The 16277-nt window shown below is 60.9% G+C and carries 16 protein-coding genes; 8 read left to right on the forward strand and 8 right to left on the reverse strand.

Annotated elements, in window-relative coordinates; genetic code table 11:
- Positions 1–13 precede the first annotated feature (13 nt).
- Positions 14–997: an NAD(P)H-dependent glycerol-3-phosphate dehydrogenase gene (locus FHP24_RS23795; RefSeq protein ID WP_139678740.1), complete on the reverse strand. Its 984-nt coding sequence runs from the start codon at positions 995–997 to the stop codon at positions 14–16.
- Positions 994–2091, reverse strand: a complete 1098-nt coding sequence (tsaD, locus tag FHP24_RS23800; RefSeq protein ID WP_139678741.1) for a tRNA (adenosine(37)-N6)-threonylcarbamoyltransferase complex transferase subunit TsaD — start codon at positions 2089–2091, stop codon at positions 994–996. Before tsaD ends, FHP24_RS23795 begins: the two co-directional genes overlap by 4 nt.
- 71 nt (positions 2092–2162) lie before the next feature.
- On the opposite strand from tsaD, the gene hemC reads away from it, so the two are divergent.
- The 6 genes from hemC (at position 2163) to FHP24_RS23830 (ending at position 8143) form a co-directional block, all read left to right on the forward strand.
- On the forward strand, positions 2163–3092 hold the full coding sequence (gene hemC / locus FHP24_RS23805; RefSeq protein ID WP_139678742.1) for a hydroxymethylbilane synthase: 930 nt from the start codon (positions 2163–2165) through the stop codon (positions 3090–3092).
- A gap of 3 nt (positions 3093–3095) precedes the next feature.
- The gene (locus FHP24_RS23810; protein ID WP_139678743.1) at positions 3096–3806 is read left to right on the forward strand and encodes a uroporphyrinogen-III synthase; all 711 of its coding nucleotides are present in this window, start codon (positions 3096–3098) and stop codon (positions 3804–3806) included.
- Positions 3807–3897: 91 nt separating this feature from the next.
- A complete protein-coding gene (locus FHP24_RS23815) occupies positions 3898–5214 on the forward strand; it encodes a COG4223 family protein (protein ID WP_139678744.1) in 1317 nt (438 codons plus the stop codon).
- Positions 5215–5228: 14 nt separating this feature from the next.
- A complete protein-coding gene (locus tag FHP24_RS23820; protein WP_139678745.1) occupies positions 5229–6848 on the forward strand; it encodes a heme biosynthesis protein HemY in 1620 nt (539 codons plus the stop codon).
- Positions 6849–6871: 23 nt separating this feature from the next.
- Positions 6872–7354 (forward strand): tellurite resistance TerB family protein, encoded by a 483-nt coding sequence (locus FHP24_RS23825; protein ID WP_139678746.1) that lies wholly within the window; start codon positions 6872–6874, stop codon positions 7352–7354.
- A gap of 3 nt (positions 7355–7357) precedes the next feature.
- Entirely contained in the window at positions 7358–8143 is a 786-nt protein-coding gene (locus FHP24_RS23830; protein ID WP_139678747.1) for a glutamine amidotransferase, read from the forward strand.
- Positions 8144–8181: 38 nt separating this feature from the next.
- On the opposite strand, the gene FHP24_RS23835 is transcribed toward FHP24_RS23830, so the two are convergent.
- The gene (locus FHP24_RS23835) at positions 8182–9417 is read right to left on the reverse strand and encodes an MFS transporter (RefSeq protein WP_139678748.1); all 1236 of its coding nucleotides are present in this window, start codon (positions 9415–9417) and stop codon (positions 8182–8184) included.
- A gap of 186 nt (positions 9418–9603) precedes the next feature.
- Here FHP24_RS23835 and FHP24_RS23840 point away from each other — a divergent pair, with 186 nt between their 5' ends.
- On the forward strand, positions 9604–9894 hold the full coding sequence (locus tag FHP24_RS23840) for a YggT family protein (RefSeq protein ID WP_139678749.1): 291 nt from the start codon (positions 9604–9606) through the stop codon (positions 9892–9894).
- The gene (locus FHP24_RS23845) at positions 9891–10199 is read left to right on the forward strand and encodes a DUF167 domain-containing protein (RefSeq protein ID WP_449224058.1); all 309 of its coding nucleotides are present in this window, start codon (positions 9891–9893) and stop codon (positions 10197–10199) included. Before FHP24_RS23840 ends, FHP24_RS23845 begins: the two co-directional genes overlap by 4 nt.
- Here the strand turns inward: FHP24_RS23845 and ppa are convergent, their stop codons facing one another.
- The 5 genes from ppa to FHP24_RS23870 all read right to left on the reverse strand — a co-directional run bounded on the left by ppa (position 10200) and on the right by FHP24_RS23870 (position 16271).
- A complete protein-coding gene (gene ppa / locus FHP24_RS23850; protein ID WP_139678751.1) occupies positions 10200–10733 on the reverse strand; it encodes an inorganic diphosphatase in 534 nt (177 codons plus the stop codon).
- Between the two features lie 114 nt (positions 10734–10847).
- Complete coding sequence (locus tag FHP24_RS23855) at positions 10848–11357, reverse strand: GNAT family N-acetyltransferase (RefSeq protein ID WP_139678752.1); 510 nt, start codon at positions 11355–11357, stop codon at positions 10848–10850.
- A gap of 199 nt (positions 11358–11556) precedes the next feature.
- Positions 11557–13377, reverse strand: a complete 1821-nt coding sequence (gene typA / locus FHP24_RS23860) for a translational GTPase TypA (protein WP_139678753.1) — start codon at positions 13375–13377, stop codon at positions 11557–11559.
- A 122-nt stretch (positions 13378–13499) separates the two neighbouring features.
- Positions 13500–15179: an ABC transporter permease gene (locus tag FHP24_RS23865; RefSeq protein WP_139678754.1), complete on the reverse strand. Its 1680-nt coding sequence runs from the start codon at positions 15177–15179 to the stop codon at positions 13500–13502.
- A gap of 132 nt (positions 15180–15311) precedes the next feature.
- The gene (locus FHP24_RS23870) at positions 15312–16271 is read right to left on the reverse strand and encodes an ABC transporter substrate-binding protein (RefSeq protein WP_139678755.1); all 960 of its coding nucleotides are present in this window, start codon (positions 16269–16271) and stop codon (positions 15312–15314) included.
- Between the last annotated feature and the right edge of the window lie 6 nt (positions 16272–16277).

Here is a 16277-nt window from a genome sequence, read left to right on the forward strand (position 1 = left end):
GAAATCAGGTTTGTTATTCCGCCTTGATCGGTCGGGTCATCAGCTGTTCCATCGCGGTCATCACGTCCAGCCGGCCGTCGATAATTGCTGCGACGGCATCGGTGATCGGCAGATCCACGGAAAATTTCCGCCCGAGCCGGGCCGCGACGGATGCGGCAAAAGCCCCCTCGACAAGCGGGCCGCCGGTAGTTTGCGCAGGCTCGCCCTTACCGATCGAAATGCCGAAATTGAGGTTGCGCGACTGGTGGCTGGTGCCGGTCAGCACCAGATCGCCGAGACCGGAAAGGCCGCGGACCGTATCGGCATTGCCGCCCATCGCCTCGACCAGCCGCGACATTTCGGCCAAGCCTCGGGAGATCAGCGCCGCACGGGCGGATTCACCAAGCCCCGCGCCTTCGACGATACCGCAGGCAATCGCCAACACGTTCTTCAGCGCACCGCCAAGCTGTACGCCGATGACATCGGGCGATGCGTAAAGCCGGAAGCTTCGGCCGGAAAGCACCTGTGCAAGCCTTTCGGCAAGAACCGGATCCTGAGCGCCAAGCGACATTGCCGTGGGCAGGCCGCGGGCAATGTCGGACGCAAAACCCGGACCGGACAACACCGCCAATGGCGTTTTCGGCAGTTCTGCCGATACGACATCTGTCAAAAGCCGCTCGGCCCGATCGAGCCCCTTGGCACAGATGACGACGGCAGCATCCTGCGAAAGATAAGGCCCGTAATGACGCGCCGCATCGAGCTGCGCCCGCGACGGCATGGCGAAGAGCACGACATTGGCTTCCGCAACCGCGTCCGGCTCAGCCGAAAATTGCAGAGAGTCCGGCAAGGGAACGCCGGGCAGCGCCGCATCATGCATACGGTCGTCGCGCAGATCGGCCATCAGGTTCGGTTGGCGCCCGACCAGCGTTACCGGGTGACGTCCCTCCAGCGCAAACACCGTCGCAAGCGCGGTGCCGAATGCGCCAGAACCGACCACCGCGATCCGCTCACTGCTCATGCCTTTGCCCCTCTTTTGCCGGATCCGAGCAAGGTCTTGGCATCCTTATCGAGCGGCCAGCGCGAGCGCGGCGCCACATTGAGATCGTCGACGGGAAATTCTTCGGCCATTCTTTCAAGCCCGGCCCAGGCGATCATCGCCGCATTGTCGGTGCAGAGCCGAAGCGGCGGCGCAATGAAGCGAAAACCGTTTTCGATGCAGAGCGCCTGCAGCGTGCGCCGAATTTCCTGATTGGCCGCGACACCGCCCGCAACGACCAGCGCCGGATCGGTTTCGAGACCGGAAAACTCCTGTTTGAAACGGGCAAGTCCACGCCCGATTCGATCCCGGAGCGTGCGGGAAACGGCCTTTTGGAAAGAGGCACAGATATCGGCGATATCTTGCTCTGTGAGCGGCGCGATCTCTGTCGCGGCCTGCCTGACGGCGGTCTTCAACCCGGAAAAGGAAAAATCGAGCCGCGCTTCGCCGACCAGCGGACGCGGCAGGGAGAACCGGTCCGGGTTACCGGAAAGCGCTGCTTTCTCCACAGCCGGACCACCAGGATAGGGCAGGCCAAGCAGCTTTGCCGTCTTGTCGAAGGCCTCGCCCAGCGCATCGTCGATCGTCGTGCCCCAGCGCTCGTATTCGCCGACGCCACGCACAAGAATGAGCTGTGTATGCCCACCGGAAACCAGAAGCATCAGATAGGGGAAGGAAAGCCCGTCCGTCATCCGCGCCGTCAGCGCATGACCTTCGAGATGGTTGATCGCCATCAGCGGCTTGCCGGAGACGCGGGCGATCGCCTTTGCCGTCATCAGCCCGACCAGCAGCCCGCCGATCAGGCCGGGGCCGGAGGTCGCAGCAATCGCGTCTACATCGTCGAGCGTCACGTCTGCACGACGCAGCGCTTCCTCGACCAGTTCGTCCAGCGCCTCGACATGCGCACGGGCCGCGATTTCCGGCACGACGCCGCCATAGGCCGAGTGTTCGTCGAGCTGTGACAGGACCACGTCGGACAGAATTTCGCCGCGCCCGTCCTCATGGCGTGCAACGACCGCAGCAGCGGTCTCGTCGCAGCTTGTTTCGATGCCGAGGATGCGGAGAAATTGGGCCATAGACCTCTCGTTCATTGCGATGCCGGATGATCCGGTTTACGAGAGCTTCCGGTAACAACGGAATGAGACGGATGCAAACAAAACCTTTCCGGATCGGTACGCGCGGCAGCCCGCTGGCGCTGGCGCAGGCCCATGAAACGCGGACGCGGCTGATGGCAGCCCACGGCCTGCCGGAAGAGATGTTCGAGATCGTCGTGCTGTCGACCACCGGTGACCGGATCACCGACCGGTCGCTGAGCGAAATCGGCGGCAAGGGCCTGTTCACTCAGGAGCTGGAAGAACAGCTGCAATCCGGCGAACTCGATATCGCCGTGCATTCGTCGAAAGACATGCCGACCAAGCTGCCGGAAGGATTGCATATTGCGGCTTATCTGCCGCGCGAAGATTTTCGCGACGCCTTTATCGGCCGCACGGCCTCGACGCTCACCGCCCTGCCCGATGGTGCGATCGTCGGCACGGCGTCGCTGCGACGTCAGGCGCTCATCCGCCGTCTTCGCCCGGATATCCAGCTGACGATCTTCCGTGGCTCTGTCGGCACGCGGCTGCGCAAGCTGGACGAAGGCCAGGTGGATGCAACCCTGCTCGCCTATGCCGGCCTGAAGCGGTTGTCGATGGAAGACGTCGTCACCGAACTTCTCGATCCGACCGATTTCCCCCCGGCACCGGCCCAGGGCGCGATCTGCGTCGAAAGCCGCATCGGTGATCCGCGCACCGATGCCCTCATCGCCCCGATCAACGACATACCGACCTACGATGCGGTAAGCTGCGAACGCGCATTTCTCGCCGCGCTCGATGGTTCCTGTCGTACGCCGATCGGCGGTTTCGCGATCTGTGACGGAGAAAATCTCAAATTCTCCGGCCTGATCCTGACGCCCGACGGTCGGCGCGAACATGCAATCGAAGTCGAGGGCAAGCGGGCAGATGCGGAAGCACTTGGCCTTCGTGCAGGTGAAGCCGTCCGTGCCGCCGCCGGCACCGACTTCTTCGACAGCTGGAACTGAGCCTTGCGGGTCGTCGTCACCCGCCCGGAAATCTCAGCCGACAAAACGGCCGAGCGGCTGAAGGTTATGGGCCATGAACCCATGCTTCTGCCGCTCAGCAAGGCGATCCATAAGCCGCAAGACGCCATGGATGCGCTGGCATCGCCTCACTCCGCCCTCGTCATGACCAGCGCCGAAGCCGTGCGAACACTCGCCGGCATCGATCCTCCTTTGGATGCCGATTTCGGCCTCCCCCTTTTTGCCGTCGGCGAGAAAACCGCAGCGGCAGCAAGATCGGTGGGCTTTCGCAACGTCCATGTCGGTTCCGGTGACGGCGACAGCCTTGCCGATCTGATCGCCTCACGACTCGAAAAGCCGGACCTTCCGCTGCTCTATCTCGCAGGCAAACCGCGCGCCGGATCGCTCGAAAGCCGGCTCGAACAAAACGACATGCCGGTCCGCGTCGCGGAAATCTACGAAATGATCGCGATCGACTACTCTCCCGACGATATCGTGGAAAGGCTGGGCACTCCCCCGGCACAGGCAGTGCTTCTCTATTCGCGAGAAAACGCTATCCGGTTTTTCGACCTGGCGGCACGACATCCGCTTCATTTGTCCGAAATAAAATTTCTTTGCATCAGCCAACGCACGGCCGACGCCGTGCCCGCGGCATTTCGCGCTCATCTCAGGATCGCCGAAACTCCGGACGAAATCGCTCTGTTGGCGCTTCTTTAACCTGCTCCTGATCCAAATTCAGGCTGCGCCCCTTTCCTTAACCGGGGGCACCGACTAGGTTTTAGTGAACGCAGGCAGAAAAGAGGTCGAGATGGTATCCGAAAAACCACCGCGCCGGTCCAACCCGAACAAGGAACCGGTCACCATCGACCTGACGGCGGAAGAGACCGCCGCAGTGGCAGAGCCTGTGCGCGCTAACGACACAGACGATGTCATTGATCCCCGTGAGAACGAGCCGAACGAAACGCCGGTAACGGCGGACATTCCGCAGAGCGCCACGACGACGGAGACGGAGACAGCGCTGCCCGAGGCCAATCCCGAGCCCGAAACAGCAAAGCTGGAAACACCACGTTTCGACGAACCTGAAACTGAGCCGGCTGCAACAGCTGCCGAGCCGGTACAGGAAAAGATCGAGGAAGAGCCGGCGCCGTTCCGACCGGCCGGCAGGGCCGAAGGTTATTCGACCCAGAGCCCCTCTCCGGTATCATCGAAGCCTGCAACATCCACCTTGGTCGCAGCCGGTATCTTCGGCGGCATCGTCGCGCTGCTTCTGGCAGGCAGCATGCAATATGCAGGCGTTCTCCCCGCTGGCTCATCCTCTTCGGCATCGAGCGAAACTGACATCTCCGCGGAGATCGCCTCCCTGCGCCAGGAAATTGCCGCACTGGCCAGCCGGCCGACCGAACCATCGGCGGACATCACAAGCCGTCTGACAGCCCTGGAAAGCAGCGCCGCGTCCGATGGCGGCCAATCGGGAGATCTTGCTCAAAAGCTCGCGGCCGTCGAAGGTGAACTGGCCAATCTGAAATCGGCAACGGAGGCGACGGCGGCAAACTCCACGCAATTGGCCGGCCGATTGCAGCAGGCGGAAGCCCAGATCAACGACAAGGGTCCCGAGCAGCAGGCGGCACGCGCCGTGGCTGCTGCAGCCTTGAAGGGCGCAATCGACCGCGGTGGCTCGTTCGAGGCCGAGCTGCAGACCTATCAGGCTGTTGCTGGCGACGATCCCGCGATTGCCCAGCTTCAGCCGTTTGCCGCAAAGGGCGTCCAGTCCCGTATCGAGCTTCAGCGTCAGGCCTCGAGCGTCGCAGACACCATGGTCGAGGCTGTCGTTCAGCCAAATCCCGACGAAGGCTTTGCCGCGCGGCTTTATTCATCCGCACTGTCGGTGGTCAAGGTTCGCAAGGTCGGTGACGTCACCGGCAATACGCCCGAAGACATCGTCGCGCGTTTCGAGGACCGGCTTCGCTCGGGCGACCTGCCCGCTGCCGCCCGCGAATGGGATACGCTTCCCGAACCCGCCAAGACGGCATCCCAATCGTTCAAGCAGGAACTTGACGCCCGCATCGAGGTTGAAAATCTCGTCGGCGGGACGTTGACCCGCGCGATTACCGGCACTCAAGGCTGAGGACGAAAAACGGAATGGTCAGACTTTTCATCTTCCTTCTTGTCGTTCTCGGTCTTGGCTGGAGCTTTGCATGGCTCGCGGATCGTCCCGGCCTGCTGTCCATTACCTGGCAGGATCACCTGATCGAGACCAGCCTCATGGTCGCCGCCACCATGCTGGTCGCGGTGATTGGCGCTGTCATGCTGCTCTGGTGGATCGTCGGCATCATCTGGACCTCGCCCTTTTCGGTCCGCCGTTATTTTCGCGCGCGCAAGCGGGACCGGGGTTATCAGGCGCTGTCGACCGGCCTTATTGCAGCCGGCGCCGGCAATGCGCTGCTTGCCCGCAAGATGAGCATCCGCACCCGCAGCCTGCTCAATGCCGACCAGGAGCCACTGATCCATCTGCTGGATGCGCAGGCCGCCCTCATCGAGGGCAAATACGACGACGCCCGCGCAAAATTCGAAAGCATGTCGAACGATCCCGAAACCCGCGAACTCGGCCTGCGCGGCCTTTACATGGAGGCACGCCGGCTCGGTGCCAACGAAGCGGCACGGCAATATGCCGAAAAGGCAGTCGAACACGCGCCCTATCTGCCCTGGGCATCGCAAGCGACGCTCGAATCCCAGAGCCGGTCCGGCCGCTGGGACGAGGCGCTGGAAACCTTGGCGCAACAGCGCGCCGCCAACATCATCAGCAAGTCCGAAGCCGAACGTTTGAGGGCAGTCCTCCTGACCGCCCGTGCCGGCGAGCGTCTGGAAAGCGATCCGAGCGGTGCCCGTGAGGACTCCACCGATGCCCTAAAACTGGCAAAAGATCTGGTGCCCGCCGCCGTCATATCCGCCAAGGTCTTGCTGCGGCAGGAAAACGTCCGCAAGGCCGCATCGGTGCTAGAAGGCGTCTGGAAGCTTTCGCCGCATCCGGATATCGCCCGAACCTATGTTCGCGCCCGCAGCGGCGACAGCACGCTCGACCGCCTGAAACGCGCCGAGAAGCTCGAGGCGATCCGTCCGAACAACATCGAATCTCTCCTGATCGTCGCTCAGGCCGCACTCGATGCACAGGACTTTTCGAAAGCGCGTGGGCGGGCGGAAGCAGCGGCGCGTGTGGAACCGAGCGAGCGGGTCTATCTGCTGCTGGCCGATATCGAAGAGGCCGAGACGGGCGATCAGGGCCGCATCCGTTACTGGATGCAGCAGGCGCTTCGCGCACCGCGCAACGCAGCCTGGGTTGCCGATGGTTTCGTTTCTGAAAACTGGCTTCCGGTGTCTCCGGTGAGCGGCAAGCTGGACGCCTTCGAATGGAAGATACCCTTCAGCCAGCTGGAAGGCCCCCTCGTTGAGGGCAAGGTCGCCGCGGACGAAGCGATTGCCGCACTCCCGCCGGTCGTGGTGAACGTCCAGCCACCGGTGGAAACGACAAGACGTGCCGAGGTCACCGAGCCGACAATCGTCATCGAAAAGAAGCCTGCAGCGGCGGCACCCGAGCCTGCTGTTGCAACAAAGACAACAGCCCCCGAGAAAGTCACGCCTGCACCTGCCAAAACGCAGGAAAATGCAGCCGAACCGGTTCCATTTTTCGGACGCCCACCAGATGATCCGGGCGTGAAAGATCAGGATGCCGATCCGACCAGAACGAGGTTGCGGCTTTTCTAGAAAATATGGAGCAAGGCCTATCGATGTTGGACCGCATACAGGCCTTCCTTCACACACTCACCTCCCATGACGACAAGGAATTCGCACCGGACGATCCTCGGGTCGCTTTCGTTGCGCTCTGTTTTCAGGTCATGGAGGCAGATGGGGCCGTCTCCAAAAAGGAGCAGCAGAAATTCCGCGAACTGATACGGGAGCGGTACGATCTCAGCGAGGACCGGCTGAAGGCATTGATCGAGGCGGGCCACGAGGCGGGTCACGAAGCGGTTGACTATTACCGATTCACTTCCGATCTAAGACGTCATCTCGTCAATGAAGACGACCGCGTCGAACTGCTCGGCATTCTCTGGGACATCGTTTATGCCGATGGCCAGAGAAGCGAGATCGAGGACCACGTGATTTGGAGGATCGCGGATCTGCTCGGTGTTTCGTCGCGAGATCGCGTGTTGCAGCGCCAGCAGGCCGCGGCACGCCTTGCGGAAGAAAACGCGGAGGAGAGTAAGGACTAAACGATGCTCGTGCTGCCTCCTCGCAAAACAGACCTCCTTCCCATTCTCGTCGTCCTGCACCAGGAGCGCTCGTCCTCAGGTCGCGTCGGCCAGATGCTTGTCGAAAAGGGTTTCCCGCTCGATATCCGCCGGCCGGTTCTGGGTGAGGCACTGCCGGAAACGCTTGCCGGCCATTCCGGCGCCGTGATCTTCGGCGGCCCGATGAGCGCCAACGATCCCGATCCCTTCGTCAAACAGGAAATCGACTGGATCGGCGTGCCGTTGAGCGAGAACAAGCCCTATCTCGGCATCTGCCTCGGCGCTCAGATGATGGTGCGGCACCTCGGCGGTAAGGTCGGCGCGAAGCAAGGCGAGATCACCGAGATCGGCTGGTACCCTCTGCGCCCGACAGAACACGGCCGCCTGCTGATGCAATGGCCGAAGATGGTCTATCATTTTCACCGAGAAGGTTTTGACGTTCCGCGCGATGTCAAGCTTTTGGCGGAAGGCGACGCCTATCCCAACCAAGCCATCCGTTACGGCGACAATGCCTGGGGCATGCAGTTCCATGCGGAACTCACAAGGGCGATGATGCACCGGTGGGTCGTGCACGGCGCCGAGCGCTTCACCATGCCGAACGCGCAGCAGGGTAACCAGCATCTTGAAGGCCGCATGATGTTCGATGCGCCGCTCAAAGCCTGGCTGTCGGAGTTTCTCGATCTGGTTTTCCTGAAAAAGGAAGCCGCTACGGCGGCCTCCTCGATCCGATATGGCGCGTCAATGCCTGTAACGGAAATGGCGCAAAGCTGACCCGGCGATAGTGCCCGCGGCAGGATCAGGATTATTTGCTACCGCTCCGGCGCTTCCAGCGTATCGATCTTTCTCAGTTTCGAAAAGCCGAGCGCCCAGATGACGGTAACGGCAAGCGTGCCGACGCCGCCGATGACGACGGCAGGCACTGCTCCGATGAAATGCGCCATCGTGCCCGCGCGGAACTCACCAAGCTCGTTGGATGCCCCGACAAACACCATGTTGACCGCGTTGACGCGTCCGCGCACCTCGTCCGGCGTCCACAGCGCAATCAGCGTTTCGCGAACGTAGACGGAGATCATGTCGGCAGCGCCCATGATCATCAGCGCCGTAATCGACAGCCACGGTGCCGAGGAAAGGCCGAAGATCAGCGTGCCGAGACCGAAGAAACCGACACCGACGAACATGGCAATGCCCGCATGATGGCGGATCGGGTGGAAGGCGAGCCAGATCGCCACGAAGATAGCACCGATGCCTGGTGCGGCCCGCAGCAGGCCTAGCCCCCATGGGCCAAGCTCCAGCACGTCGCGTGCGAAGATCGGCATCAGCGCCACGGCACCGCCAAGAAGCACGGCAAACAGATCGAGCGAGATCGCCCCCAGCACCACCTTTTCACTGAAGATGAAGCGGAAACCGGCGAGCAGATGCGCGACGTCGACCTTGGTCGCCGATGTCCGCTGCGCCGGCTTGGGGATCATGAAGACGAGAATGGCTGCAAGCGCCAGCAGCACCAGCGCGACGACATAGGCAGACGTCGCGTTCACGCCGTAGAGCAAACCGCCGAAGACAGGTCCGAGGATCGATGCCGTTTGCCACGAGGAGGAGTTCCAGGCGATCGCATTGGCAAGGTCCCTTTCGGGCACGAGATTCGGTCCGAGCGACTGGACCGCCGGCCCCATGAAGGCGCGCTCTATGCCGAATACCACCAGAATGGCAAACACCAGCCAGGGCGTAAATGCGCCGGCGATCGTCAACCCCAGCAGCGCCGCAGCGCAGGCGGCGCCCACCACCATGCAGATCGCCATGATCATGCGGCGGTTATAACGGTCGGCCACCGTTCCCGTCACAAGGATCAGCAGCAGCGACGGCAGGAACTGGAACAGCCCGATCAGCCCGAGATAGAGCGGGTTGCGGGTTTCGTCATACATCTGCCAGCCGACCGAGACGCTGATGATCTGGATGGCGAAGGCGGCGAAGAACCGTGAAAGGAAGAAGCGGGTATAGGACGAGTGACGAAAAGCTGCAAAACGGTCGCCGGAGGCGGGAATGGACATCGCAAGGTCTTTCGGTGGCCGTCATGGACTATTTGCACACACAGCCACTGTTAAACATGCTGAAACTGCTGCGGGTGCGACACTTGCCCGTTAGTTCTCCAATGTCTACATGTCTGTCAACACGAATTGTCGGCCGACAGCCGCTATCCTGAAGGGTAGAGCTTGGCAACTAAATTGGAGACATGAATGCTCGCCCTGTTTCAGACCATTGATCTGGCCTTGAACCTTTACACCTGGATACTGATCGCCAGCGCGATTTTCTCCTGGCTCTACGCTTTCAACGTGATCAATTCGAGCAACCGCTTCGTCGAAGCGATCGGTCGTTTCCTCTACAACGTCACCGAACCGGTTCTGGCACCTATCCGCCGCATCATGCCGAACCTCGGCGGTATCGACATCTCCCCGATCATCGTCCTGCTAATCATCTTCTTCCTGCGCTCCTTCATGTGGACAACGCTTTACCCCATGGTCGCTTGAGCCCATTCAGCGTTCATGCTGGCCACATTCGGTTGAGTGTAAAGCTCACACCGAACGGTGGTCGCGATGCGATCGACGGGGTTGAAGTGGATGCCGACGGCAATGCGTTTGTGAAAGCACGCGTCTCTGCCGTGCCCGAAGACGGCAAGGCCAACAAGGCGCTGATCGCACTTCTTGCCAAGAAACTGCGCGTGCCGAAGAGCGGCATCTCTTTTGTTTCCGGCGAAACCGCGCGTAAAAAAATCCTCCGGATCGATGGCGACCCGGAGGATTTGAAAGCGAAACTCGAAAGCCTGACGGCCTGATTATTTCTGTGCGTTGTAACGCTCGATCGCCTCGACGATCAGCTTCTTGGCAACATCGACATCCTGCCAGCCGCCGATCTTCACCCACTTGCCAGGCTCCAGATCCTTGTAGTGCTCGAAGAAGTGCTCGATCTGCTTCAGCGTGATTTCCGGCATATCCGTGTAGTTCTGGATCTTGTCGTAACGACGCGTCAGCTTCGGCGACGGCACGGCGATGATCTTCTCATCCTTGCCGCCATCATCTTCCATGATCATCACGCCGATCGGACGAACGTTGATGACGCAGCCGGGAACCAAGGGACGTGTATTGCAGATCAGCACGTCGATCGGGTCGCCATCTTCCGACAGCGTATGCGGCACAAAACCGTAATTGCCCGGATAGGTCATCGGCGTATAGAGGAAGCGGTCTACGACAAGCGCACCGGCCTCTTTGTCCATCTCGTACTTGATCGGCTGGCCACCGACCGGAACCTCGACGATGACATTGACATCTTCGGGCGGATTTTTGCCGATGGAAATTGCATCGATACGCATCGTGATCCTCAATTAGGTTCAATTCACTGAAGCGTCGATAGCGGGAATCTGCCGCCAAGGCAATAAGCCATTGAATTGATGGAGACCGCTGAAGCGCTTAACTCGGCACCCGGATCAGCGTGGCCAGACGAAGCCGAGTTTGCGCAGCTGCGTGCCACCGAAATCTTCCACACCTTCGACCGCATCGACACCATCATGGCGGCGGAAGAAGCGGATTGCATGTTCGCTGTCTTCGAGGCACCAGACCACGAGCCCGGTGCAGCCGAGCGACTTCAACAGCTTGCGGCTTTCGCTGAAAAGGCGGCGTCCGAGACCGACGCCCTGAAATTCGGGACGCAGGTAGATTTCGTAGATCTCGCCGTCATAGGGAAGCGAGCGCGCCCTGTTAAGGCCGATCGTGGCATAACCGGCAAGCTGCCCGGCGACTTCGATCACCAGTAGCGTGGCCGGACCGTCGGTCGCTTTGCGCCACCATTTTTCGCCGCGGCGCTCCAGCATCTGGATCAGCGGCTTGTGCGGAATGAGCCCCGCATAGGCCTGCTTCCAGCTTTCCCGGTGCACTTCCGAGATAGTCCGGGCATCCTGCGGGTCAGCCCGCCGAACATCGATCGACAACGTCTTCATAACGCGACTTTAGGTCCTGCAACACGGGATCCGCCATCGGTCATTCATTAACCAGGCGGATTGCCCACAGAGTTCTGATGGGGACAATACCTGTCGAGTTAACGCTTTTTTAACCTCCGCCACAAGTCGTGTGATTTGCGCGGGCACAGAAAAAAGCCCGGCTTTTGGCCGGGCTTTCAGAGCGGAATTTAAAGGCTGCTTAGAGGGCGGCCTTCGACTTGTCGAAGCGCTTGCGGTCGTTTGCGTCGAGATAGATCTTGCGCAGGCGGATCGACTTCGGCGTCACTTCCATCAGCTCGTCGTCCTGGATCCAGGAGAGAGCGCGGTCGAGCGTCATGCGGATCGGCGGCGTCAGGCGGACGGCTTCGTCCTTGCCGGCCGAACGGATGTTCGTCAGCTGCTTGCCCTTCAGAACGTTGACCTCGAGATCGTTGTCGCGGGTGTGGATGCCGATGATCATGCCGGCATAAACCTTTTCACCCGGCTCGATGATCATCGGGCCGCGATCTTCCAGGTTGAACATCGCATAGGCGACGGCTTCACCAGCCTGGTTGGACAAGAGAACGCCGTTGGTACGGCCGCCGATTTCACCCTTGTAAGGCTGATAGTCGTTGAACAGGCGGTTCATGATCGCCGTGCCACGCGTGTCGGTGAGCAGTTCCGACTGGTAGCCGATCAGGCCGCGGGTCGGGGCAAGGAACTTCAGACGAACGCGGCTGCCGCCCGAAGGACGCAGTTCGGTCATCTCGGCCTTACGCTCGGACATCTTCTGCACGACGATACCGGAATGTTCTTCATCAACGTCGATGACGACTTCTTCGATCGGCTCCATCGTGACGCCGTTCTCGTCCTTGTGCATGACGACGCGCGGACGCGAAACGGCAAGTTCGAAACCTTCGCGACGCATGGTCTCGATCAGGACGGCAAGCTGAAGTTCGCCGCGGCCGGACACGTAGAACGAATCCTTGCCTTCGGCTTCTTCGATCTTCAGCGCAACGTTGCCTTCGGCTTCCTTGAACAGACGGTCACGGATGACGCGGCTGGTAACCTTATCGCCTTCGGTACCGGCAAGCGGGCTGTCGTTGACGATGAAGGACATGGTAACGGTCGGCGGGTCGATCGGCTGAGCCGTCATCGCCTGGGTGACCGACGGGTCGCAGAACGTGTCGGCGACGGTGCCCTTGGAGAGACCGGCAATGGCGACGATGTCGCCAGCGATCGCTTCATCGATGGCCGTACGCTCGATACCGCGGAATGCGAGGATCTTGGAAATACGGCCGGTTTCGACCGTCTTGCCGTCCTGTGCCAGAACCTTGACGGCCTGGTTCGGCTTGATCGAGCCGGAAGCAACGCGGCCGGTGATGATACGGCCGAGGAACGGGTTGGCTTCGAGAAGCGTACCGATCATGCGGAACGGGCCTTCTTCGACCGTCGGCTCCGGAACATGGCTGAGCACGAGATCGAGAAGCGGTGCCAGACCCTGATCCTTTGGACCTTCCGGGTTGACGTTCATCCAGCCATCGCGACCGGAACCGTAGAGGATCGGGAAGTCGAGCTGCTCATCGGTGGCGTCGAGGTTTGCGAACAGGTCGAAAACTTCGTTGATGACTTCTTCGTGGCGGCCGTCCGGACGGTCGATCTTGTTGATCGCAACGATCGGGCGCAGGCCAACCTTCAGAGCCTTGCCGACCACGAACTTGGTCTGCGGCATTGGGCCTTCCGACGAATCGACCAGAACGATCGCGCCGTCCACCATCGACAGGATACGCTCGACTTCGCCGCCGAAGTCGGCGTGGCCGGGGGTGTCGACGATGTTGACGCGAACGCCCTTCCATTCAACCGAAGTCGCCTTGGCGAGAATGGTGATGCCGCGTTCCTTTTCGAGATCGTTCGAATCCATCACGCGTTCTGCAACGCGCTGGTTCTCGCGGAACGAGCCGGACTGTTTCAGGAGCTCGTCAACGAGGGTCGTTTTGCCATGGTCAACGTGCGCGATGATCGCGATGTTGCGAAGTGCCATACTGGGGTTCTCTGAAGTTGGGGCGCAACAATCACGGGGCCACGCCAATTTCGTTGGCGCGCTCATACCCCGTTTTTTGCAAATGCGAAAGGGGGGCAGAGCGCAACGGCTTAATCCACGGTCTATTCGGCGACGAGACCGCTCCTCTTCAGGAGTGCCAGAAGCGTCAACGGCAGGAGTGTTGTGATCAGGATGGCGATAAAGGCCATGGCCATGCCGAGCCCGATCGACCCCTGTTCGAACTGTCGCCAGATGAAGGTAGCGATCGTCTGCATGCCGACCGGAGCAATGACGACGGAAGCAACCAGTTCTCGCGAGGCAAGCGCAAAGACGAGCAGCATGGCCGAGGCGAGGCTGGGGAAAACCAGCGGCAAAAGAATACGCCGGAAGGCTGTCACGCCGCTTGCACCGAATACACGTGCCGCCGCTTCCAGATTGTCGCCGATCTGCTGGAAAGCCGCCGTGGCGTATCGCATCGGCTGCGGCAGCAGAATGCAGCAATAGGCAAGCAGCAGTATGAAACCGGTATTGTAGGGTGTCACGGGTAGCCAGGGCATGTTCCACGCCAGAATGAGACCGACGGCCACGACGATGCCGGGAAGCGCATTGGGAATGATCGTCAGCGTATCGATCGCCAGCCGCCCGCGGATTTTTGTCTTCACTACGGTATAGGCGGCCGTCACCCCGATCAGCCCGGTGATCAGCGCAGTGCCGATGCCGAGCGAAAAACTGTTGGCAAGCGCACCGAGCGCACCGGCGCTGTTCTGGAAAACCGCCAGAAAATTATCGAGGCTGAGATTGTCGAACGCCAGCCCGCCGGAAATCGTCCGCGACAGGGCCGTCGCAAGGATCGACAGAAGCGGCACCCCGGTTGCCAGGAACGAAACGATGGAAAATGCCAGCACGACGGGCAGCTTGAGCGCCCCGAGCGGCCGTTTGTCCTTCGAGGTCGGCTTGCCGTTGACCGTCTGATAGGAGCGGCGCGACAGGATCCAGCGCTGGCCGAGGAAGGTGACCAGCGACAAGCCCACCAGCAGCAGCGACATGATCGAAGCGCCCGGAAGGTCGATCGGCCAGTCGGAAATTCTGAGATCGATACCTGTGACGAGAACCTGGAAACCCGCACGGCGCCCCAGCGCTGCAGGTGTACCGTATTCCTCGATCGCAGCGGCGAACACCAGCATCAGGCTGGCGGCAAGGCCGGGAGCGGAGAGGGGCAGCGTGATGCGCCAGAAGGCGCGCGCAGGCGTGGCACCGAACACACGACCGACATCGGCATAACGCGCACCGACGGCCTCCACCGTGCGGGAGACCGCGAAATAGACGACCGGAAACGTGTTGAACGCCATGACCATGGTCATGCCGGCCAGCGAAAACAGGAACGGGGAAAGATTGAAGCCAAGCAACTGCTGCAGATAACCGCGCGGTTGCAGTGTCATGATCCAGCCGAGCGTCGCGATATAGGGCGGGATCATAAAGGGCACGAGCAGTAGAACATCGAACAGAGCCGCACCCGGCACGCGATACAGCGCGCGGAACACACCGAGCGGCACGGCCATCAGCGCCGACGCCAGCACGACGCAGGCGCCGAGCAGGATCGTATTGCCCGCCATGCCGATCAGCGCGCCGTCATTCAGCGTTGCAATGAAGGAGGAGAAGGGGCCTGAAAAGGAACCCTGTCCGAGATTGGGGAAAATGGCCTGCAAAACGATGGCGACGAAGGGAACGACAACCACGAGAACCAGTCCCGCGATCGCCAGCCATGCTGCCGGAGCCGGTCCGCCAATGCTTTTTGCCGCCATCGATCAGTCCTTCATGACCTGTCGCAGCATTCTTCAAGCCATCGCGTTAGGCGACCTGAAGAATGATGCGCGATCTTCTAAAAACGGAAAGGCGCCGCCTGACACGAAGGACAGGCGGCGCCAGAGAGAGAATTATTTGCCACCAAAAATCTTGGTGATCTCGCCGAGTGTTTCCTTGCGCTTGCCATAGACGGCAGCGTTATCGAACTTCAGGAGCTTGAGATCGCCGATCAGCGGACGGTCGGCCGGGATATCGGTGCGGGCCGGCATCAGCATCTGCGCGGCAACCAGCTTCTGGCCGGCGTCGGAGAGCATGTAATCGATGAACTTCTTGGCCTCGTCCTGGTTCTTGGACCAGTTGAGGATCATCGCCGGACGCGGTGCAATGACCGTACCGGATGCCGGGAAGATCACGTCGATGCTTTCGCCCTTCTTCTTGGCGGCAAGCGTGATGTAGTCGACGGCGCCGAAGACGGCAGCCTTGGCACCCTGCAGAACGGGGTTAAGTGCTTCGGCATTGGCACCGGCAATGATCGCGCCATTGGCCTGAAGGTCCTTGAACAGCTTGAACTCGTCCTGGCCGGCAAGTGCAGCCGTCAGTTCGAAGGACGAGCCGGACTGGGCCGGGTCGGGAATGTTGACCATGTCCTTGTATTCGGCCTTGGTCAGGTCAGCCCATTCGGTCGGCTTCGGCGTGCCGCTCTTGGTGTTCCAGGCGATGCCGAGGGCCGAAATGCCCTGTGCGACGGCATAGTCCGACTTCAGGAAATCCGGAACCTTGGCAGCGTTGGGGCTCGAATACTTGACCAGCCAGCCGCGCTTTTCGAAATCGGTCGCGGTATCCCACGAAGCGGAGATCAGTACGTCGACAACCGGGTTCGAAGCTTCGGCTTCGATACGGGCCATGACCTTGCCGGTGGTTGCCTGGAAGACGTTGACCTTGATGCCGGTTTCCTTGGTGAAACCTTCCGACATCTTGTCGATCAGGCTCTGCGGGCCGGCGGTGTAGACGGTGACATCGGCGTGAGCGACGCCGGCCATCAGGGCGGCAGCGACAACACCGAGCGAAAGGCTCTTCAACGACTTGAACATATCCCA

Source organism: Aliirhizobium smilacinae (assembly GCF_006335145.1).
Lineage (GTDB): Bacteria > Pseudomonadota > Alphaproteobacteria > Rhizobiales > Rhizobiaceae > Neorhizobium > Neorhizobium smilacinae.

What these genes read in the sequence shown, in the direction of transcription:
- hemC (WP_139678742.1), top strand. Translation starts at nt 2,163, where the DNA reads ATGCAAACAAAACCTTTCCGGATCGGTACGCGCGGCAGCCCGCTGGCG.
- FHP24_RS23840 (WP_139678749.1), top strand. Translation starts at nt 9,604, where the DNA reads ATGCTCGCCCTGTTTCAGACCATTGATCTGGCCTTGAACCTTTACACC.
- FHP24_RS23870 (WP_139678755.1), bottom strand. Translation starts at nt 16,271, where the DNA reads ATGTTCAAGTCGTTGAAGAGCCTTTCGCTCGGTGTTGTCGCTGCCGCC.
- FHP24_RS23835 (WP_139678748.1), bottom strand. Translation starts at nt 9,417, where the DNA reads ATGTCCATTCCCGCCTCCGGCGACCGTTTTGCAGCTTTTCGTCACTCG.
- ppa (WP_139678751.1), bottom strand. Translation starts at nt 10,733, where the DNA reads ATGCGTATCGATGCAATTTCCATCGGCAAAAATCCGCCCGAAGATGTC.
- FHP24_RS23825 (WP_139678746.1), top strand. Translation starts at nt 6,872, where the DNA reads ATGTTGGACCGCATACAGGCCTTCCTTCACACACTCACCTCCCATGAC.
- FHP24_RS23820 (WP_139678745.1), top strand. Translation starts at nt 5,229, where the DNA reads ATGGTCAGACTTTTCATCTTCCTTCTTGTCGTTCTCGGTCTTGGCTGG.
- tsaD (WP_139678741.1), bottom strand. Translation starts at nt 2,091, where the DNA reads ATGGCCCAATTTCTCCGCATCCTCGGCATCGAAACAAGCTGCGACGAG.
- FHP24_RS23855 (WP_139678752.1), bottom strand. Translation starts at nt 11,357, where the DNA reads ATGAAGACGTTGTCGATCGATGTTCGGCGGGCTGACCCGCAGGATGCC.
- FHP24_RS23865 (WP_139678754.1), bottom strand. Translation starts at nt 15,179, where the DNA reads ATGGCGGCAAAAAGCATTGGCGGACCGGCTCCGGCAGCATGGCTGGCG.
- FHP24_RS23795 (WP_139678740.1), bottom strand. Translation starts at nt 997, where the DNA reads ATGAGCAGTGAGCGGATCGCGGTGGTCGGTTCTGGCGCATTCGGCACC.
- typA (WP_139678753.1), bottom strand. Translation starts at nt 13,377, where the DNA reads ATGGCACTTCGCAACATCGCGATCATCGCGCACGTTGACCATGGCAAA.
- FHP24_RS23830 (WP_139678747.1), top strand. Translation starts at nt 7,358, where the DNA reads ATGCTCGTGCTGCCTCCTCGCAAAACAGACCTCCTTCCCATTCTCGTC.
- FHP24_RS23815 (WP_139678744.1), top strand. Translation starts at nt 3,898, where the DNA reads ATGGTATCCGAAAAACCACCGCGCCGGTCCAACCCGAACAAGGAACCG.